Consider the following 19288-nt stretch of genomic DNA (forward strand, 5'->3'; position numbering starts at 1 on the left):
GAGACCCGCGAGAAGCTCACCAAGGCTGCTCTGTGCCACATGGCTGTAGCTGCTGGCCTGACTATGCGCGACTTCATGTAACCAATTTATTTAAAAAATCAATTAAGAAGGAACACCTCATGTCTATTTCATATCGCAAACTTGACCTTACCCTAAGCGCCGATAAAGAAACCGTAATGCTCTTTGGTCAAGAGATGACTACCAAGTATTTCACTGAGGTTGTCGTGGTGACCATGCTTAACGGCTGCGGCAATGACTTCGGTAAGACCAACTCAATTTTAAACGCTCTGCACTCCGCTGGTCTGAATGCTGGTGATTACAGCAAGTATTCCCGAGAGTGGGCGCACAGTAACGCTGAGGCTCGCAAAGAGGCTGACCGTAAGCGCATCGAGACCGAGCAACACCGTGAGCGCATGGCTGCTATCCACGCTACGCCTGCTGAGATCGCTAAGGCCGTGGCTGAACGCAAACAGCGTGAAGAAGAGATCGCCCGTAAGTTCGGTGAGCACGGTCATCGTGCCGCATTCGGTGGTTAATTTCACTCCGCAAGTCAATCAATGGGTCTGCAATTCCGTGGGCCCGCCATGCACATTAAGTGCAATTCTATTCAAATCCAATTTAAGAGAAGGTATACACCATGAGCAACATGTCTAATTCCGGTTTCCACGCACTCGACTACAGTATTGCTAACCGTAACGCACCTACTGACAACGGCAAGACTACAGGCGTTATCAACACCGCTGACTATGCATCACCAATGGCTCGTAATAATGATGCTCAGGTGACCCGTAAGCCATTCCAAGGCCGTGACGCTGATTTAGAAAACAGTGAGGTCATTAAGATGCTTGACGGCACCGCTGAGATTCTACAGGTGAACGGCACGGACCTGAACGGTAAGGGGCTGCCGGGTGGTAATGACTCGACTGCATACATTCAGGCTCTGGAAGAATCACTCAATGCTACGTTTAACGATGGTGAATTTGAGGCTGCTGTACGTGAGCACATCTTCCCTTGTGAGTTTCGTCCATATGGCACCAAGCCTACTCCACTGCGTACCCACACAATGGAAGATCGCAGCGTTATATTGAAGAAGAACGGTTTGTTTAATCCGGCTGAGGACGCACTGACCGCTAAGGCTATTAAAGGCTCCGCTGTGATGGTCTCACCGCTGCTGGTGCCTAATGAGGACAACGCTCAGAACACTGGCGCGTTTATCTCTGCGGCAACCTTCGTGTCTGATTTTGAGATGATGGGTGGTTATACTCACGGCGCTCTGGTGCAGTCAGTCGATAACATGATTGACCAATATAATCGTCTGATGTTCGGTAAAGTCGCGGAGGTTCTCGCTGCAACTCCTGACCTACAGACTGCGACTTACAGTAAACTGACAGGTAAACCCGCTGACCAAGCTGAGGACATTCTCGATGCACTCGCGTTGAATCTTCCTGTGCATCTGGGTGGCTCTCTGGACCAGTTCGCCTTGATGGTCCCTGCGAAACTTGAGGCCGTCTTAGAGCGTGCTGCTCAACGTGCTGGTCATGAAGACCTGTCCGACCTGCTGGGGTGTACTGTATGCCCTTACGTGGGTGAGGACACTGGCGTTTATCTACTGCCTAAACTGTTTGCGTCTATCTCTTTCCGTACCACTCAGGAAGGTGACGCAGTGCGAGTAATCGTATCCCGTGACTCTGGTCGTGCAGGTTACAACCTTGAGTTGGTCTCTGTGATTGACGTATTGGCTTCCGGCACTGTGCGTGTCAAAGAGAGTGCACATATGGAAGTTGAGGCTGACGCTTCGTTTCCTCTGGTGCATCGCATTACCTTCACTGAGTAATAACCACACTCAGCAAACCTGAAGGCTCACCCTTAGTTAATTCTATCGGTGGGCCTTTTGTTTATATCAATCATGCATCTCTACGTGAATTTTGCAGGATAATACCTCTGGTCAACTCTCAGAATTTACTAAGCGCCATCTCTTTAGCACAAGGACTAAATATCATGGCTAACTATCAAGAAACCTCTATGGCTGTGCTCGTGGCACTTGCTGTGGAAGACCTACTATTACACGGTAAGACCTCACTTTTTAAAGCTCTGCCAGAGTACACACAAAGCGAACTCTTAGCGCAAGCTCCCACGGTCCGTCAGTCATTCCTGAAGGCACCCGATAAAGACAAGGAGTCATTCAATGCTTAAGCCGCTCAAAACCCTATCGTTAATGCACAGAATTACGTGATGTCACTCGCCAGATTAAAGAGCACTTACAGGCGTCTATTCTGTTAGACGAATTGCAACCCCCTAAGGTTTTAGTAGCTAAAATGATGATTAGCTTCGAACTAGTTATTATTACAACTGTACTTTTGAGCGAAATGAAGATAACTACGATCCAAGAAAGCTTTTTTGTTATTTAATAGCTCACCTTCACTTCTTCCAAAGATGGTCTCGCAGGAATTGTCGGCCATTTTTATATTTAGCATTGCAACATCAATCTCACTGATATTAAGATGATCAAAGTAAACGTGATTGCTAGTGAGTATAATTAACGCTTTGCGAGGGGATAATGGATAGTAATAATCTACGGCATCACCATTGTGGCCCTCAGGATTTAGGTTTATTACTGGTTGATCTGAAGTGATGAAATCAATGCTTGTTTTATTTTCTATGACATAAACTCTACGACTTTTATTTAATGACATGTCATATGACAGATTGGTTGCCATGAATGAACACATAAACCACCAGTTTCTTTCATAGAAATCCTTTAACCTAGTCACAACATCTTGTGGACCACTGGTGGCCTTCAATGTAAGAATTAATAATTTCTTCATTTTTATTGTTCGAGCTAATTGGTAACCTAAAAAATAACATAATTCATAATAGGTTTCTTGATTTTGGAGGCAGGATGAATCACCAGTCCTTAGGCTATTAAGGATCGTAATGGAATTATGTTCTTGCTGAGATAAATAATTCTCAAAGAGATTGCTAGACATTATATCATTGAGGTCCACACCAAGTTTTTCATGAACTTTTGGTGATAGATTAAGGAAAAATTTTTGAGTATTAAATATCATTTCGACAAAATCCCAGTGAAGCTTCTTTAGGACATCTGCACATTCTTTGGTGATCATCGTGATAAGTTCTCTATCTTCGTCTCTAAGCATGCCCATTTTATAGAAGTCTTTTTCGAAACCTAATCCTCTAATACTATCACAAGCAGTATTACCTCGCTTTGTAATATAATGGATGTTCTTGTTATCAGTAGCCCAGTCTCTCAAGTAATACGCCCAGACATAATGGTGTCTAATCTTCTTTTCAAAAATCTTCATATAATCTCTTTTTGATTTGGTGGGGAATTAAACAACCACTATAAGTGCTGGGCATCTTAAATATCACATTGATTGTTAGTTATATACTCTCTGACTTTTTATGTGCAAAGCCAACTAACGGTCATTTGTAGAAAGGGACTCATATGTGTAGTCTATGATGCTTCGCATCAAGATTCAAAGGAATTATAATATGGACATTACCGAGTTCCCTGTTGGCGTGATTGAACATTTAGGGTGGTATGTGTATCGCCTGATTGATCCAAGAGACGGCAGCACGTTCTACGTGGGAAAAGGTAAGGGTAATCGCGTATTCGCTCACATGCGGGGAGAGGTGGCAGCAGTAGACGATGATGAGTTAATCAGTAATAAGCTTAAGCAACTTAGAGAGATCAGGTTGGCTGGTCTTGAGGTCATCCACGTAATCCATCGGCACGGAATGGTTGACGAGAAGACCGCCTATGAGGTTGAAGCTGCGCTCATTGATGCTTATCCCGGTTTAACTAACATCATGAATGGCGCTGGTAGTAATGAGTTTGGCGCTGCGCATATCAAAGAGTTAATCGCTACGTATCAGCCCGAAACCATAGAGTTCCACCATAAGACCTTAATGATTTCTGTGAATTGAATCGCCACGGGTTTAACAGACACCTCAGAGTCATTTAAGATGGCTTAAAGAGAGGTGCCCATGAGCGGTAAGCGTTATCCCGAAGAGTTTAAAATTGAAGCAGTCAAACAGGTTATTGATCGCGGTCATTCTGTTTCCAGCGTTGCAACACGTCTCGATATCACCACCCACAGCCTTTACGCCTGGATAAAGAAGTACGGTCCGGACTCATCCACTAATAAAGAACAGTCAGATGCTCAGGCCGAGATCCGCCGACTCCAGAAGGAGTTGAAGCGGGTTACTGACGAACGGGACATATTAAAAAAAGCCGCGGCGTACTTCGCAAAGCTGTCCGACTGAGGTACGTCTTTATTCGTGACAACTCCCGTTGCTGGCCTGTTCGTCTGCTCTGCAGGGTGCTGGATGTTCATCCCAGTGGCTTTTACGCCTGGTTTAAGCAACCGTATTCTCAGCGCCACCAGGTAGATCTGAGACTGACGGGACAGATCAAACAGTTCTGGCTGGAGTCCGGTTGCGTTTATGGTTATCGCAAGATCCATCTGGACTTGCGGGATAGCGGGCAACAGTGCGGAGTGAACAGAGTCTGGCGACTGATGAATCGTGCCGGGATAAAGGCTCAGGTCGGGTACCGGAGCCCGCGGGCACGCAAAGGCGAGGCCAGTATCGTATCGCCCAACAGGCTCCAGCGACAGTTCAATCCGGATGCTCCGGATAAGCGTTGGGTAACGGACATAACCTACATCAGGACCCACGAAGGCTGGCTGTATCTTGCTGTGGTTGTTGATCTGTTCTCACGCAAAATTATCGGCTGGTCAATGCAATCCCGGATGACAAAGGATATTGTCCTGAACGCACTGCTGATGGCTGTATGGCGGCGTAATCCCCAAAAACAGGTGCTGGTTCACTCGGACCAGGGCAGTCAGTACACAAGCCATGAGTGGCAGTCGTTCCTGAAATCACACGGCTTGGAGGGGAGCATGAGCCGTCGCGGTAACTGTCACGATAATGCGGTTGCAGAAAGCTTTTTCCAGTTGCTGAAACGCGAACGGATAAAGAAAAAGATCTACGGAACGCGGGAAGAAGCCCGCAGCGATATTTTTGATTACATCGAAATGTTTTATAACAGTAAGCGTCGGCATGGTTCGAGCAATCAGATGTCACCGACAGAATATGAAAACCAGTATTATCAACGGCTCGGAAGTGTCTAGATTATCCGTGGCGATTCAAACAGAAGTTCAAAGGATACAGATCTCTATGATGCTGTGCGTTTTAGTTGGCGTATCAACGTTGAGCGTGCCCGTAAAGCTCAGGTCATATTGGCGACAGTAAGGGGCATAGTGAGAGGCGTATATATCGCTGATGAGTGGCTCAAGTCTACCCGTGAGAATTTCCCTGAGATAACTTTATGGGACACAAATGATGAATTTGAAGCTGCACAGAGTGCACGCTATGGGTTTCGTGGTAGAGAAGCTGACCCAGAAGTCACACGGCTTTATCTTGGTAAAAGGATTCCTGATGGTCTCAGGAAGAAGGGCGCTATGTCTCCTGTGAGATACTCTCCGGGGTTTTAACGAATATTTTATCTTAATAAGTGAGATTTATATGACTATTAGGAAGCTAGGATCTCTAACTTACTTATCAGCGGGCAAGCACCCGCTTAGTTAGTATCACATAATTCTAAAATCAATTGTCATTTGTAAATTCTTGAGCATAGATGACTACAGTGTCAGATGTGTCAATAATTGAAGCATTAGTATATAGCTGCTTAAGTTCCAAGTGTGAAAGTTCCCTTGAGCCGATCTTTCCTCTATTAAATAACTCTTCAAATAGTTCTGAAGAAAGGGATACCTCTTTTATCCTATCGTACTCGAGGATTTCTGCGCCTTTCAACCCTTTAGTTTTACACTCATTTATACGACATATAGGAATGTGCTCACCAGTGGAAATGAATTTCTGATCTGCATTTTGTAGCCTATCGGTTGGCCTTAAAAAGGCTGAGCAACAAGGGAATCTATATGTGTTATCCCCTTTATTAGCAGTACAAATTTTGTTGGAACAGGTAAACGCCTTCATTTTTTTGAGCTGGTCGCGCATTCTTTTATCTGAGACGTATAGTGTCCTGTCTTCCCATATTTTATATTGAACGACAACAATACTGATCTTTCCTGTCTTATCATTATGTCTTTCATAGATAATATCAGCGCCGGTAATATGCTCAGGCTTGTCAGGGTGTAACACTCTAAGACGTAATGCATTACCATCTGGCAATTCAAAATCTTTGTATCTTGACCCCATGCCGTGAGGTAGTGCGTTAAGTTTCCTATCAGCATTATAAGCATCCCTAAAGATCAATTGATTTTCAGAGTGACTTTTTATTTCGAGTTCAGATTTTGCCTTTTGAAGTTGGGCTAGTCTTTTTTTTAATGCGTCAGTCTTGGTTTTATCTTTAACATCTTTCTGCTTAGCAATGTGAATTAGAGTTTCAAACTCATGGATCTCTTTTAACACTAAATCTAACGGGTTTACCTTTATATCATCCCTCATTGATTGCACTTCCGCCAATTGGCGAAACTCTCTAGTTATATCACTTTCTCTTTGTCTCAAGAGGAGGCTGTTTTCGGGGCCGAGAAGTTCAGGATAAAGGACACCACCTAATTCTAAAGAGTTATCATAAGTGGATTTAGACATGCTACCTTTAGAGGCAATCTTAACCATTCCCCTGATTGCGTTAAGAGTTACCCATTCCTGATCTATTCTATTCGTTTCCATTTAATTTCCAGAGATGATTGAGATGTTGTATAGGTAGATCGTATCGGCATCGCTTCCAAAATAATTAGAGCGTTTTGGGTAAGTAACTAAACCCAGCATAGCTAAACAATGTGAACATTATTCTACTTAGAAATGATGTATTTTAATTACCAACTATTCGAGTGAAAGTCAACACGAAAAGTAAGTAATTCACAATAGGGGATGAATATGCAAGTTATCCAGAGTGCAATGTTTGAATGTTTCCAAGATTTTTTCTTTTAGAGGTACATCATGTCCTACATAACTAACCCAAAGTGGCCCTTAAGCGGTCCCAAGTACATCACCAAGCCCAAGGTATCCTCAACTACCAAATACAATAAGGCACGTATAACTACCTTCACAGGCGGTCCTGAGGTTCAGTCAGTTGTCGTTGAGTTCCTGACGTTAGACGCTGAGTCACCTACAGGCATCTCGTGGGCCAAAGAGAATCACAACAAGCGCCATTTAGTCTCTTACCGTTCAGCAGGTGAACCCGCAGGGCGCAAAGAGGGTGACACCTCGTTAGTCATCAAGGGCTACCGTGTGACCGTTCAGCGTGCCATAGAGATGCTGGAAGCTGCTCAGCAAGGGCGAGTATTAGCTAACACTCATAATCAATGGGTTAACACTTCGGGGCGACATAGTGAGAGCACTAAGCTCGGAAAGTGAAATAAAAAGCTTATGAATCAATTGTTAAGATTAAACCCTCACTAAAGGGAACAGACACTAAAGAGTCACGTCTGGACCTGCTTGTAGTCTCGCTGTTTTTCAGGGGTGAGCACATTGGTACGCTTCGCGGTCTGTAAGACTGCTTCTTAGCTATTGGCTGGTGAGAGACTATGAGCTTATGACAACAATGTCACAGGGGTGGAAACTCTAAGAAGTACAAAGAGTGATCCATGAGTGATGGTGATTATCTGGCGATAGCCGACACCTTACTTAAAGTTATTCTTTTGGTTTTAACTTCAAGAGACTTTAGATACTTTCAGTTTAAAAGCATTGATTTAATTAAAAGATAATACTCTTTGAGTAACTTTAAGATTAACTTTTAGATAGATGGTCATCATGCGATGGCAACCATCCCACTTAATGATTATTAGGATCACTCTGACCTATCCGCTTCGATGTAATCAAGTGGATCACTATTTGATCACACCCTGTTAGACCTCCTGTAGTACACCCTAAGCCTTCGCAAGGCTCCATTATATATCACACATACACAGTCATTCTGTTTGCACTCTCAGTGCCTCTGCTGGTCCCCTTTATGTTGTGGGACTGTGTAGGCCAGCGGAGGGTGCGACTCTGAGAATGCAAACAAAAGGAAATACAACATGTCCAACTCATCTAATTCAAAGAACCACAAGTACGCTGACCATATCATTATTATTGAAGACCACGCCTTTAAAGCTAACGCTGACGGTATGTGGAATCTTACAGAGATCTGGCAGAACTTGAAGTTACCGAAAGGTAAGGCCCCATCTGAGTGGAAGACCAAATCTGCTCAGAGATTAACCCGACAGGTAAAAATGCGGGCGGCTCGTTATGCCAACGGTCATGAATATAAAGCAGCCGATAAGCAAGCCACTCTCAAATACGCTGGCTGGATATCAGAGGATTTTTGAAGACACTGTTTATGCAGCCTTTGAAGCTATCCTAGAGATGCCAGAAGTTGCCACAGTGGTAGCCAATAAGATGGTAGAGCTAGGCTACAACAAAGAAGCTGAACTCCTAGAGTGCCAGAAAGACGCTCACCGCTACGCTATGGGTGAACTCAAAGCGATCTCTAGCCGGGTCGATGGTCAACAGCCAGCCCGTATCTACGAGGCCTTTAAGCGCGGTAACGTGACCAAGGAGCTAGCCTTAGAGATGATCCCTGTGAAATCCGTCTGGTATAAAAGAGTGCTCGCCTTTGAGGCATGAACCAAGTCAATTAATTAGTTAGAACAACAAGGAGGCGTCCTATGAGTCTGCCAAGCGTAGACCTTCGGGACGTACTCATGATGCTCTCCGTTCTCTTATGGATGCTCGATAAGCTGTGATCGTTAGGAGTCCCTTAGGTCCTTAAAAGTTGTCACAAAAATTCCTGTCAGTATCTAATAGAGCAACTTCCCAAAGTACCCCCATAGGCCCCTAGCGTTCTCTGCTGGTCTCTGAGGGTTTCTTTTAGTGTTACGCTATAACATTACGTGAGCCTTAATGATTCTGCGAGTTACACAAGGTGAGCACAAGAAGTGACACAAGAGGGCTTGACGCTATGTATAACCTCATGATCTACTGAGGGTCCACCACCTAGTCACACCTCATGTTTCGTTCTTCTGAGACGTCTTGACATCGAGGACTCCGTAAACATTTAAGCGTGCCCTGGTCTGTGGACACAGCATGGTTATCTATTCTATATGATCGACGGGTTGTGATACGACTCACATTGTAAATGTGATGTTAATTTTTTACTGATCATCCTTTTCCCGAATGGTGTGCTTTTCGTAACGCGACGCTTTCAACGCCTCTTTTACGCGTTTCAGGTTTTCCCGGAAGGGCGCACCCCGTTCCAGGGTGAAACCGGTCGCCAACACATCGATCACGGTCAACTGCGCCAGGCGCGATACCATCGGCAAATAGATATCCGTATCTTCCGGTACATCAAGCACTAAAGCTATCGCTGCTTCATGGGCAAGGGGAGAATCGGCAGAGGTGATGGCTATAACGGTGGAACCGTTTACACGGGCCAGGCGAGCCAGTTCTACCATATTTTTTGTGCGTCCAGTATGCGAAATGAGAACAAAAACGTCACCGGCTCGACTATTTATGCAACTCATGCGCTGGATCACAATATCGTCTGACCAGATGACCGGCAGATTAAAGCGCAGAAATTTGGTAAAGGCGTCATGCGCCACCACAGCGGAAGCACCCAGCCCGAAAAAGGCGAGTTTGTCAGCCTGAGTGAGCAGGGTGACGGCCTGCTGCAGTTGGGCGCTATCCAGTTGATCCCGCACCCGCTGCAGCCCTGCCAGCGCCGAGTCAAAGATTTTGTGGCTGTAGTTCTCCACACTGTCATCGTCCTCCACGCCCCGGCTGACCCAGTTGCTGCTTTTCACCAGGCTCTGCGCCAGTTGCAGCTTAAAGTCGGGAAAACCGCGCGCGCCCAGTCGATGACAGAAGCGATTCACCGTGGGTTCACTTACGCAGGCTTCGCGTGCCAGGGTCGCGATGCTGGAGTGCATCGCCGCCTGTGGCGCAGCCAGAATCTGCCGGGCGACTTTCTGTTCCGCATTGCTGAGCGCGGCAAACTGCACCTCAATTTTTTCCAGCATATTCATAAGCCGATGACCATAATCACTTTTACCAATTTCAATTATCCCTGTCGTCAGAGTCGATTAACAGAGACTATATCGTGTCAGCACCAGCCAGGCGCAACGGCGGACAAGTCGATTGCCCTTTTTTTGGGATACTTTGACCGGTGCCTGATTTTCCTGACACCAACAGACACAGAAAAAACCGGCAATCCGCACGTGTCATCACACGCGCTTAGCACATCCGGTACAGAGTTAATGCGGTTAACCCGGCGAGTCGGTTTACCTGGCGCGGGGAAAAAAGTACATTGTGCTCAAAGAAAATAATAACCTGGACCCGGTGGCAGAGGATGCATCACCACCGGACTATCCTGCAACGAGGAGAGGAAAATGGCGGTAACACAAACAGCCCAGGCATGCGATCTGGTGATTTTCGGTGCCAAAGGCGATCTTGCACGCCGTAAACTGTTGCCTTCACTGTACCAGTTAGAGAAAGCGGGGCAGATCCACGAGGAAACCCGCATTATTGGTGTCGGCCGTGCCGAGTGGGATAAAGCGGAATACACCAAAGTGGTACGTGAAGCGCTGGAAACCTTCATGAAGGAGAAGATTGACGAAGCGCTGTGGGACAAACTCAGCAATCGTCTCGACTTCTGCAACCTCGATGTCAACGACACCACGCACTTCCCGAAACTGGGCAAGATGCTGGACCAGAAAAATCGCACCACCATCAACTACTTCGCCATGCCACCCAGCACTTTTGGCGCCATCTGTCAGGGGCTGGGCACCGCGAAGCTGAATGCTAAACCGGCGCGCGTAGTGATGGAGAAGCCGCTGGGCACCTCACTGGAAACCTCACAGGAGATCAACGACAGCGTTGGTGAGTACTTTGATGAGAGCCAGGTGTTCCGTATTGACCACTATCTCGGCAAAGAGACCGTGCTTAACCTGCTGGCGCTGCGCTTTGCTAACTCTATCTTCGTGAATAACTGGGATAACCGCACCATCGACCACGTCCAGATTACCGTGGCCGAAGAGGTGGGCATCGAAGGCCGCTGGGGTTACTTCGATAAAGCGGGCCAGATGCGCGACATGATCCAGAACCACCTGCTGCAGATTCTGACCATGATCGCCATGTCGCCGCCGTCAGACCTCAGCGCCGACAGCATCCGTGACGAAAAAGTTAAAGTGCTGCGCTCGCTGCGCCGCATCGATCAGACCAACGTGCGTGAGAAAACCGTTCGCGGCCAGTACACCGCTGGCTTTGTGCAGGGCAAAAAAGTGCCTGGCTACCTGGAAGAAGAGGGTGCCAATAAGTCGAGCGCCACAGAGACCTTCGTGGCAATTCGTGTCGATATCGACAACTGGCGCTGGGCGGGTGTGCCGTTCTACCTGCGTACCGGTAAGCGTTTGCCGACCAAGTGTTCAGAAGTGGTGGTCTACTTCAAAAACCCGGAGATGAACCTGTTTAAAGACTCATACTCAGAGCTGCCGCAGAACAAGCTGACGATTCGTCTGCAGCCGGACGAAGGGGTGGATATCGAGATCCTGAACAAAGTGCCGGGCCTCGATCACAAGCACAAACTGCAGACCACCAAGCTGGATCTGAGCTACTCCGAGACCTTTAACCAGTCGCACCTTGCTGATGCTTACGAGCGTCTGCTGCTGGAGAGCATGCGCGGTATCCAGGCGCTGTTTGTGCGCCGCGATGAAGTGGAAGCCGCATGGACCTATGTCGATTCCATTATCGACGCCTGGGCTGCGGACGGCGACTCTTCCAAGCCGTATCAGGCGGGCACCTGGGGCCCGGTGGCCTCAGTGGCGATGATTACCCGCGATGGCCGCTCGTGGAACGAGTTCGAATAACGAAAGTGATGATGAAGCCCGCAACGCGGGCTTTTTTTTCGCCCTTAAACCGGGCCAGCCGACACGAATAAAATTGAACTGCCGTTTCAAAATGGTCGCAGGATGATAGACGCTCAGGAAGCTGATCATGTATGGTAGTGACGCAATTTACAGGGCAGGAGCCGATGCTCCATGACCGGGTCGCAATCCCGGTGTTATTAAGCAAGGGGAACTGATGAAAAACTGGAAAACGAGTGCAGAACAGATTCTGACCACCGGACCTGTCGTGCCGGTCATCGTTGTGAACAAACTGGAACACGCCGTGCCGATGGCAAAAGCGCTGGTGGCAGGCGGTGTCAGAGTGCTGGAAGTGACGCTGCGCACGCCAGTGGCGATGGACGCTTTACGTGCGATGATCAAAGAAGTGCCGGATGCGATCGTTGGTGCGGGAACGGTGATTAATCCGCAGCAGTTACAAGAAGTGACCGATGCCGGTGCGCAGTTTGTGATCAGCCCTGGCGTCACCGAGTCGCTGCTGAGAGCGGCCGTTGAAGGGCCGGTGCCGTTGATTCCCGGCATCAGCACCGTTTCTGAGTTAATGACCGGTATGGACTACGGTCTGCGCGAGTTCAAGTTTTTCCCGGCAGAAGCGAACGGCGGCGTTAAAGCGCTGCAGGCGATTGGCGGACCCTTCCCTCAGGTGCGATTCTGCCCGACCGGCGGCATCTCTCCGGCGAACTACCGTGACTATCTGGCGCTGAAAAGCGTGCTTTGCATCGGCGGCTCCTGGCTGGTACCCAACGACGCGCTGGAAGCGGGCGACTGGGATCGTATCACCCGCCTGGCACGCGAAGCTGTTGAAGGCGCGAAGTAAGTTATGGCGGTGAGCATCTGCTCACCGCACACCTTTACCCCTGAACCGTGACCGCTGCTGCGCTGGCAACGGCACGCGCAATCGCCTGATCGGTGCTGTCACCGCTTGCCAGTGCCACGCCCAGACGACGCTGACCGCTGATTTCCGGCTTGCCGAACAGGCGCAGTTGCAGACCGGCACCCAGCGCCGCTTCGACATTCACAAACTGCACATTCTGGCTGGTGAGTTGCGGCAGGATAACGGCGGACGCTGACGGACCATACTGGCGAATCGCGCCAATCGGCAGACCGAGAAACGCCCGCACGTGCAGCGCAAACTCTGACAGATCCTGCGAAATCAGCGTCACCATGCCGGTGTCGTGTGGACGCGGCGAAACTTCGCTGAATATCACCTCATCACCGCAGACAAACAGCTCAACGCCAAACAAACCATAGCCACCCAGCGCCTGAACCACCTGCGCGGCAACATCCTGTGCCCGCTGCAGCGCCACATCACTCATCTGCTGCGGCTGCCAGGATTCACGATAATCGCCATCCTCCTGACGGTGACCAATCGGCGCACAGAAATGAATGCCATCGACTGCGCTGATGGTCAGCAGGGTGATCTCGAAATCGAAGTCAACAACCCCTTCGACGATGACGCGTCCGGCACCCGCGCGGCCACCCTGTTGCGCATAGTCCCAGGCATTATCGAGCTGGCTGGCGTCGCGGATAAAGCTCTGACCTTTGCCGGATGAACTCATTACCGGCTTCACAATGCAGGGAAAGCCGATTTCGGTAGCCGCTTCATCAAAGCGCGCCTTGCTGTCGGCAAAGCGATAGCGGGAGGTCGGCAGAGAGAGCTCTTCAGCCGCCAGTCGACGAATCCCTTCGCGGTTCATGGTCAGCCGCGCGGCACGGGCAGTCGGCACCACGCGCTGGCCTTGCTGCTCCAGCTCAACCAGGGTCTCCGTGGCGATGGCTTCGATTTCCGGTACGACAAAATCAGGCTTCTCTTCAGCGATTAACGCTGCCAGTGCCGCGCCATCCAGCATGTTAATCACATGGCTGCGATGGGCGACGTGCATCGCCGGGGCATCGGCGTAACGATCAACCGCGATCACTTCCACACCCAGACGCTGACACTCCAGCGCCACCTCTTTACCCAGTTCACCTGAACCCAATAGCATCACACGCGTTGCTGCCGGACGCAGCGCTGTTCCGAGAGTCGTCATTTCTTCACCTAAGCAGTCAAAATTCGCGCGCAAGTATAAACGAAAACGTTTGCGTTCTCATCTTTCGTCCATCTGACGCGACCTTTTGCCTTACTTTTCCCGCTCTGACGTTTCCTGACATCCTTTTCGTCAGGATAGCGGACTGACATCTTAAAAGGAGTGGATGATGAATAACTGGTTGCAACAAATTCAGTCGGTACTGACGAAGAAGGGCGGTGAGGGCAAATCGGGTGGCGGCTTAAGCGACATGCTGGCGCCGGGTGCGCTGGGCGGCCTGGCCGGTATGCTGATTGCCAGTAAATCGTCGCGCAAACTGCTGACAAAATATGGCGGCAAGGCGCTGATTATCGGTGGCGGTGCGGCTGCGGGCGCGGTGTTATGGAACAAATACAAGCAGCGGGTCAGCGAAGCGCACCAGAATGAACCTGACTTTGGCGTGGCGCAGACGCCGGTTAACCTGCGGGCCGAACGTCTGGTGACGGCGCTGGTGTTTGCCGCCAAAAGCGACGGGCACATTGACGATCAGGAACGGGCAGCCATTGAGCAGAATATTCATCAGTCCGGTTACGGTCAGGAAGCGGAACAGCTGATCCAGAAAGCGATGAACCGCCCGCTGGATCCGCAGTGGCTGGCCGCCGATGTGAAAAACGAGGAGGAGGCGCTGGAGCTCTACTTCCTGAGCTGTGCCGCTATCGACGTTGATCACTTCATGGAGCGCAGCTATCTCTCCGCGCTGGGCGACGCGCTGAAAATCCCTCAGGATGTTCGCGACGGCATCCAGCAGGATCTTGAGGCTGAGAAAGCCCGTTTACCCGCCAGTTAATCCCTCTGATATTCCGCTGGCGGGTCACAGGATGTGATCCGCCAGCGGCTGCTTCTCAACCTATACCTGGCTTCCCGCTGCTGAAGTGTTACGCTTACAGATCATTACGTTCACGGAGACGGATGGATGAAAGCACCCATCGCAAAAAAAATACCCCATGAGATGACGTTGCACGGGGAGACGCGCGTTGACGACTACTACTGGCTGCGCGACGACAAGCGCGAAAACAGCGAGGTTCTTGATTACCTGCGTGCCGAAAACAACTACGGCAAAAAAATCATGTCGTCACAGCAGCCACTGCAGGACCGGGTATTAAAAGAGATTATCGATCGGCTGCCGCCTGAAGATCACTCGGTGCCCTATGTGAAAAATGGCTACCGTTATCAGAGCCGCTACCAGAGCGGTAACGAATACCCGGCCTATTACCGCCAGCCCGCCGCGAGCGATGAGTCTGACGAGTGGAACCTGCTGCTGGATGCCAACCAGCGCGCCTCGCACAGCGATTTCTACACCATGGGCGCGCTGCATATCAGTCCGGATAACCGGGTCATGGCGCTGGCTGAAGATTTCCTGTCTCGCCGGCAATATGGCATCCGCTTCCGTAACCTGGAGAGTGGCAGTTGGTACCCTGAAGTGCTGAGCAATGCCTCTTCCAGCTTCGCGTGGGGTAATGACTCGCGCACCCTCTACTATGTGCGAAAACACCCGCAGACGCTGCTCTCCTATCAGGTATGGCGACACGAACTCGGTTCACCACAGTCTGATGACCAACTGGTGTATGAAGAGCAGGATGATACTTATCATCTCAGCGTGCATAAGACCACCTCCAAGCAGTTCATCATGATTGCGCTCTACAGCACCAACACCAGCGAAATTCAGCTGATTGATGCGAACTTCCCCGACGCGCAGCCCCATGTGTTTCTGCCGCGCCGCCGCGATCATGAGTACAGCATCGACCACTACGATCATCAGTTCTTCATTCGATCCAACCGGGAAGGCGAAAACTTCGGGCTGTACCGCAGCCGCTATCTGGATGAATCACGCTGGGAAACCCTGATCCCGGCACGGGAACAGGTAGTGATGGAAGATTTTCAGCTGTTTCGGGACTGGCTGGTGGTCGAGGAGCGCCAGCGCGGCTTAACCAGCCTGCGGCAGATCAACTGGGCCAGCGGTGAAACCAGCGGCATCGCCTTTGACGACCCGACCTATGTGACCTGGCTGGCCTACAATCCGACGCCGCGCACCAGCAAACTGCGCTACGGCTATTCGTCGATGACCACGCCGACCACGCTGTTTGAACTGGATATGGATACCGGTGAACGCCGCATCCTGAAGCAGAGCGCGGTGAAAGGCTTTAACGCGGAAGATTACAAAAGCGAACACCACTGGATCAAAGTCAGCGATGGCACCGAAGTGCCGGTATCGCTGGTCTATCACCGCAAACACTATCAGCCCGGGCAGAATCCGATGCTGGTGTATGGCTACGGTGCCTACGGCAGCAGTATGGATGCCGATTTCAGCGTCAGCCGCCTGAGCCTGCTGGATCGCGGCTTTGTCTATGCGCTGATACAGGTGCGCGGCGGCGGTGAGCTGGGGCAGCAATGGTATGACGGCGGTCGCCTGCTGAACAAAATGAACAGCTTCACCGATTTTATCGATGTCACTAACGCACTGGTGGCGCGCGGCATCGGACACCCGGAACGGCTCTATGCCATGGGTGGCAGCGCGGGCGGCCTGCTGATGGGCGGGGTGATTAACCTGGCACCGCAGCGGTTCCACGGCGTGGTTGCCCAGGTGCCGTTTGTGGATGTGGTTACCACAATGCTGGATGAGTCGATTCCGCTGACCACCGGCGAGTATGACGAGTGGGGCAACCCCAATGATCCGGAGTACTACCGTTATATCCGCCAGTACAGCCCTTATGACAATATCGAGGCGAAAGCCTATCCCCACCTGCTGGTCACCACCGGCCTGCACGATTCTCAGGTGCAGTACTGGGAACCGGCCAAGTGGGTGGCGAAGCTGAGATCGATGAAAACCGACAATAACCTGCTGCTGCTCTGCACCGACATGGATGCAGGTCACGGCGGCAAGTCGGGGCGCTACAAAGCCTATGAAGGGATCGCGATGGAATACAGCTTCCTGCTGGGACTGGCGCAGGGCACCTTACCGCCAGCCCAGGATTACTGAGACTCGGTCAGGTACTTACGCAGCGCCTGCCGCAATGGCGGGCGCAGATCGCTGACGTTATCCAGCATCCACTTCAGGTAGCCCGGATCCTTACGCGCAACCACCGCAATCGCCTGACCGCGGTATTTGCCAAACGGCAGAACGTCGTCGCGCTGGGCCGCCGGTTGTGACCGCACAATCATCTCGGAGGCACTCCAGCCGGAGGTCTCCATAATACGGATCAGCAGCGCCGCCGTAACATAGCAGTCATAGAGCGCGCGGTGGGCATGCAGGTCGGCGGGCGGTATAACATCCAGCTTCAGCGAATGACACAGTGCCTGGTTGCCATATTTAATACCCGGCCAGAGCTGACGCGCCAGCTGCATGGTGCAGATCCACTCTCCGTACATCTCCGGCAGCATCCGGCGATCAAAGCTGGCGTTGTGCGCCACGTAAAAAGCACTGCCGTGATAGCGCGGGATCGCCTCTTCAATGGTTGGCTTACCGGCGACCATCGCTTCGGTGATGCGATGCACTGCCATCGCCTGACGGCTGATAGGGCGGTCGGGCAGGGTGAGATCGCTCATCGGATTCACAATCTGGCCGTTGACCACATCCACGGACGCCACTTCGACTACGCCACCCTGCAGACCGCAGGTTTCGGTATCAATAACGCGAAATATCATTGCTTCATCTTCGGTTCATAAGGAAGGCGCGACAGGCTGAGCGACGCCTGGCGGTAGTGCATCAGACGCTGACGAAACCAGTCACGCAGCGCTTCGGGCTGCTCCTGCGCCACCATTTCGGCGACGATCGGCATGTTATAGCGCTCTTTAAACGCCACACCCGCTGCCGCCAAATCGACATTAATCTTGTCTTTCTCTTCCTGGGACAGCAGGGCAAGGTTATGGCTCATAATATTCTCCTGACGATAGCGGGCAAAAGTAATGTTTTCGGCGGTCTGAATCAAGGATAAAGGATCGCATCGCTGGCCTCGACAGTGCAAATACAGCAGCGTATTCTTTTGCCACGTTTATCGCCCTGGCGGCGGTTAAAAGGATGATCTTATGCATAAAAAACTGATTTCCCGCATGATTATTGCGCTGGCGGCAGCCGGACTGATGATATTCAGTTCGCTGGCAGCGGCGCATGCGCATCTCCAGTCTTCTATCCCGGCGGCCAAAGCGCAGGTAACGACATCCACCGATGCGTTGACGCTGAACTTCAGTGAAGATATTGAAGCGGCATTCAGCGGCGTCACGCTGCTGAATAGTGCAAAGAAGCCTGTCGCCACCGCTAAAGCCCGCGTTGAATCTGGCCAGAAAAACCGGCTGATTGTGGGCCTGTCTCAGCCGCTGCAAGCGGGCAGCTATCAGGTTAACTGGCATGTGCTGTCGGTGGATGGACATAAAACCGCAGGAAGCTATCGCTTTAGCGTGAAGTAACGCCGGTGACCACACTCTGGATCCTGTTACGCGCGCTGCATTTTGCCGCCGTGATGCTGCTGACCGGCAGCGCCTGTTACAGCGCGCTGCTGGCACCCAAACGCTATCGACCGCTACTGGCGCGACGATTAAACCCGCTGGTGAAAGGGAGCGCCTGGCTGGCGCTGCTGAGTGCACTGGCGATGCTGGCCTGCCAGAATGTGTTGATGAGCGGCGACAGCACCAATCTGGCCGATGTTGATGTCTGGCTGGCGGTGATTGGCACGCACTTCGGTGGCGTGTGGCTGTGGGAAATCCTGTTTAGCCTGCTGGCTGTTGCCGGTTTGTTACTGACCGGGCGGCTGCGTCAGCCCGTGTTACTGCTGGCAGGCGTACTGCAACTGGCCTGCATGGCTCTGATAGGTCATGCCGCGATGCGCGATGACTGGCCGGGATTGCTTCAGCAGCTCAATCATGCACTGCATCTGATTGCCGCGGCGTTCTGGACGGGCGGATTACTGCCTCTGTTGCTGTTGATGCGGGAGGCGCGCCAGATCGATCGCCGTACCGACGCTATCCGCACCATGATGCGCTTTTCGCGCTATGGTCATCTGGCGGTGGCGTTAACGCTGCTGAGTGGCCTGATAAACAGCGTGATGATCGTGGGCTGGCCGCTCACGTGGCACGATTCACGCTACATTGTATTGTTGTTGTGCAAAGTGCTGCTGGTTGCCCTGATGGTGCTGGTGGCGCTGATTAACCGATACTGGCTGGTGCCGCGATTCCGCCTGGCGGGCAGCGGGACGCAGCAAAAATTTATTCGCATGACGCAGCTTGAACTGCTGCTGGCGTGCGGAGTGGTTGGGCTGGTCAGCGTATTTGCCACGCTGTCGCCAGCCTGAATGTGGTTTAAGA

17 protein-coding genes and 2 pseudogenes are annotated in these 19288 nt (G+C 51.0%); 13 read left to right on the plus strand and 6 right to left on the minus strand.

Going from position 1 to position 19288, the window contains the following annotated elements; genetic code table 11:
* Positions 1–119 precede the first annotated feature (119 nt).
* The 3 genes from ACR8BN_RS08280 (at position 120) to ACR8BN_RS08290 (ending at position 2193) form a co-directional block, all read left to right on the plus strand.
* Positions 120–536, plus strand: a complete 417-nt coding sequence (locus ACR8BN_RS08280) for a DUF6971 family protein (RefSeq protein ID WP_434747514.1) — start codon at positions 120–122, stop codon at positions 534–536.
* Positions 537–637: 101 nt separating this feature from the next.
* Positions 638–1834, plus strand: coding sequence for a hypothetical protein (locus ACR8BN_RS08285; RefSeq protein ID WP_434747515.1), 1197 nt, complete (start codon positions 638–640; stop codon positions 1832–1834).
* Positions 1835–1998: 164 nt separating this feature from the next.
* Positions 1999–2193, plus strand: a complete 195-nt coding sequence (locus ACR8BN_RS08290; protein ID WP_434747516.1) for a hypothetical protein — start codon at positions 1999–2001, stop codon at positions 2191–2193.
* A 140-nt stretch (positions 2194–2333) separates the two neighbouring features.
* Here ACR8BN_RS08290 and ACR8BN_RS08295 read toward each other — a convergent pair whose 3' ends face one another.
* Positions 2334–3323 carry a DUF4238 domain-containing protein gene (locus tag ACR8BN_RS08295; RefSeq protein WP_434747517.1) on the minus strand — a complete coding sequence of 330 codons (990 nt, stop codon included), beginning with the start codon at positions 3321–3323 and terminating at the stop codon, positions 2334–2336.
* Between the two features lie 190 nt (positions 3324–3513).
* On the opposite strand from ACR8BN_RS08295, the pseudogene ACR8BN_RS08300 reads away from it, so the two are divergent.
* The 3 genes and pseudogenes from ACR8BN_RS08300 to ACR8BN_RS08310 all read left to right on the plus strand — a co-directional run.
* Positions 3514–3945 (plus strand): annotated as a pseudogene (locus ACR8BN_RS08300) (LEM-3-like GIY-YIG domain-containing protein); the annotation flags it as partial.
* A 63-nt stretch (positions 3946–4008) separates the two neighbouring features.
* Positions 4009–5156, plus strand: a protein-coding gene (locus tag ACR8BN_RS08305) for an IS3 family transposase (protein WP_434747518.1) whose coding sequence is annotated in 2 segments (ribosomal slippage) — positions 4009–4246 and positions 4246–5156 — 1149 coding nt in all. Because the reading frame shifts where the segments join, the coding sequence is not laid out codon by codon here.
* Between the two features lie 18 nt (positions 5157–5174).
* Positions 5175–5519, plus strand: a pseudogene (locus tag ACR8BN_RS08310) (LEM-3-like GIY-YIG domain-containing protein); the annotation flags it as partial.
* 112 nt (positions 5520–5631) lie between these two features.
* On the opposite strand, the gene ACR8BN_RS08315 reads toward ACR8BN_RS08310, so the two are convergent.
* Positions 5632–6717, minus strand: coding sequence for a hypothetical protein (locus ACR8BN_RS08315; RefSeq protein ID WP_434747519.1), 1086 nt, complete (start codon positions 6715–6717; stop codon positions 5632–5634).
* Between the two features lie 1560 nt (positions 6718–8277).
* On the opposite strand from ACR8BN_RS08315, the gene ACR8BN_RS08320 reads away from it, so the two are divergent.
* A complete protein-coding gene (locus tag ACR8BN_RS08320; protein WP_434747520.1) occupies positions 8278–8655 on the plus strand; it encodes a hypothetical protein in 378 nt (125 codons plus the stop codon).
* Between the two features lie 527 nt (positions 8656–9182).
* On the opposite strand, the gene ACR8BN_RS08325 is transcribed toward ACR8BN_RS08320, so the two are convergent.
* A complete protein-coding gene (locus ACR8BN_RS08325) occupies positions 9183–10052 on the minus strand; it encodes a MurR/RpiR family transcriptional regulator (RefSeq protein WP_031591425.1) in 870 nt (289 codons plus the stop codon).
* Between the two features lie 363 nt (positions 10053–10415).
* On the opposite strand from ACR8BN_RS08325, the gene zwf reads away from it, so the two are divergent.
* Positions 10416–11891, plus strand: coding sequence for a glucose-6-phosphate dehydrogenase (gene zwf, locus ACR8BN_RS08330; protein ID WP_010258671.1), 1476 nt, complete (start codon positions 10416–10418; stop codon positions 11889–11891).
* 214 nt (positions 11892–12105) lie between these two features.
* Positions 12106–12744: a bifunctional 4-hydroxy-2-oxoglutarate aldolase/2-dehydro-3-deoxy-phosphogluconate aldolase gene (locus ACR8BN_RS08335; RefSeq protein WP_031591424.1), complete on the plus strand. Its 639-nt coding sequence runs from the start codon at positions 12106–12108 to the stop codon at positions 12742–12744.
* Positions 12745–12778: 34 nt separating this feature from the next.
* Here the strand turns inward: ACR8BN_RS08335 and purT are convergent, their stop codons facing one another.
* Positions 12779–13957 (minus strand): formate-dependent phosphoribosylglycinamide formyltransferase, encoded by a 1179-nt coding sequence (gene purT, locus ACR8BN_RS08340; protein WP_033779003.1) that lies wholly within the window; start codon positions 13955–13957, stop codon positions 12779–12781.
* Between the two features lie 166 nt (positions 13958–14123).
* On the opposite strand from purT, the gene ACR8BN_RS08345 reads away from it, so the two are divergent.
* Positions 14124–14780, plus strand: a complete 657-nt coding sequence (locus ACR8BN_RS08345) for a tellurite resistance TerB family protein (protein WP_010258682.1) — start codon at positions 14124–14126, stop codon at positions 14778–14780.
* Positions 14781–14906: 126 nt separating this feature from the next.
* A complete protein-coding gene (locus ACR8BN_RS08350; RefSeq protein ID WP_434747521.1) occupies positions 14907–16970 on the plus strand; it encodes a prolyl oligopeptidase family serine peptidase in 2064 nt (687 codons plus the stop codon).
* Here the strand turns inward: ACR8BN_RS08350 and exoX are convergent.
* Both exoX and ACR8BN_RS08360 read right to left on the minus strand, forming a co-directional pair.
* The gene (gene exoX / locus ACR8BN_RS08355) at positions 16964–17635 is read right to left on the minus strand and encodes an exodeoxyribonuclease X (RefSeq protein ID WP_434747522.1); all 672 of its coding nucleotides are present in this window, start codon (positions 17633–17635) and stop codon (positions 16964–16966) included. The two genes, ACR8BN_RS08350 and exoX, sit on opposite strands and share 7 nt — an antisense overlap.
* Complete coding sequence (locus ACR8BN_RS08360; RefSeq protein WP_010258692.1) at positions 17632–17865, minus strand: DNA polymerase III subunit theta; 234 nt, start codon at positions 17863–17865, stop codon at positions 17632–17634. The genes exoX and ACR8BN_RS08360 overlap by 4 nt, the downstream gene beginning before the upstream one ends.
* 151 nt (positions 17866–18016) lie before the next feature.
* Here ACR8BN_RS08360 and copC point away from each other — a divergent pair, with 151 nt between their 5' ends.
* Positions 18017–18394: a copper homeostasis periplasmic binding protein CopC gene (gene copC, locus ACR8BN_RS08365; protein WP_434747523.1), complete on the plus strand. Its 378-nt coding sequence runs from the start codon at positions 18017–18019 to the stop codon at positions 18392–18394.
* Positions 18395–18399: 5 nt separating this feature from the next.
* Positions 18400–19275: a copper homeostasis membrane protein CopD gene (gene copD / locus ACR8BN_RS08370; RefSeq protein WP_434747524.1), complete on the plus strand. Its 876-nt coding sequence runs from the start codon at positions 18400–18402 to the stop codon at positions 19273–19275.
* Positions 19276–19288 lie beyond the last annotated feature (13 nt).

Origin of the sequence: Pantoea sp. Lu_F5_004, assembly GCF_051136245.1 — a bacterium.
In the GTDB taxonomy this organism is placed as follows: Bacteria; Pseudomonadota; Gammaproteobacteria; order Enterobacterales; family Enterobacteriaceae; genus Pantoea; species Pantoea agglomerans.

Coding starts and splice junctions, on each gene's coding strand:
- exoX (WP_434747522.1), bottom strand. CDS start 17,635: ATGATATTTCGCGTTATTGATACCGAAACCTGCGGTCTGCAGGGTGGC.
- ACR8BN_RS08290 (WP_434747516.1), top strand. CDS start 1,999: ATGGCTAACTATCAAGAAACCTCTATGGCTGTGCTCGTGGCACTTGCT.
- purT (WP_033779003.1), bottom strand. CDS start 13,957: ATGACGACTCTCGGAACAGCGCTGCGTCCGGCAGCAACGCGTGTGATG.
- ACR8BN_RS08320 (WP_434747520.1), top strand. CDS start 8,278: ATGCCAACGGTCATGAATATAAAGCAGCCGATAAGCAAGCCACTCTCA.
- ACR8BN_RS08360 (WP_010258692.1), bottom strand. CDS start 17,865: ATGAGCCATAACCTTGCCCTGCTGTCCCAGGAAGAGAAAGACAAGATT.
- ACR8BN_RS08325 (WP_031591425.1), bottom strand. CDS start 10,052: ATGAATATGCTGGAAAAAATTGAGGTGCAGTTTGCCGCGCTCAGCAAT.
- ACR8BN_RS08285 (WP_434747515.1), top strand. CDS start 638: ATGAGCAACATGTCTAATTCCGGTTTCCACGCACTCGACTACAGTATT.
- ACR8BN_RS08295 (WP_434747517.1), bottom strand. CDS start 3,323: ATGAAGATTTTTGAAAAGAAGATTAGACACCATTATGTCTGGGCGTAT.
- ACR8BN_RS08280 (WP_434747514.1), top strand. CDS start 120: ATGTCTATTTCATATCGCAAACTTGACCTTACCCTAAGCGCCGATAAA.
- ACR8BN_RS08345 (WP_010258682.1), top strand. CDS start 14,124: ATGAATAACTGGTTGCAACAAATTCAGTCGGTACTGACGAAGAAGGGC.
- ACR8BN_RS08315 (WP_434747519.1), bottom strand. CDS start 6,717: ATGGAAACGAATAGAATAGATCAGGAATGGGTAACTCTTAACGCAATC.
- copC (WP_434747523.1), top strand. CDS start 18,017: ATGCATAAAAAACTGATTTCCCGCATGATTATTGCGCTGGCGGCAGCC.
- ACR8BN_RS08335 (WP_031591424.1), top strand. CDS start 12,106: ATGAAAAACTGGAAAACGAGTGCAGAACAGATTCTGACCACCGGACCT.
- zwf (WP_010258671.1), top strand. CDS start 10,416: ATGGCGGTAACACAAACAGCCCAGGCATGCGATCTGGTGATTTTCGGT.
- ACR8BN_RS08350 (WP_434747521.1), top strand. CDS start 14,907: ATGAAAGCACCCATCGCAAAAAAAATACCCCATGAGATGACGTTGCAC.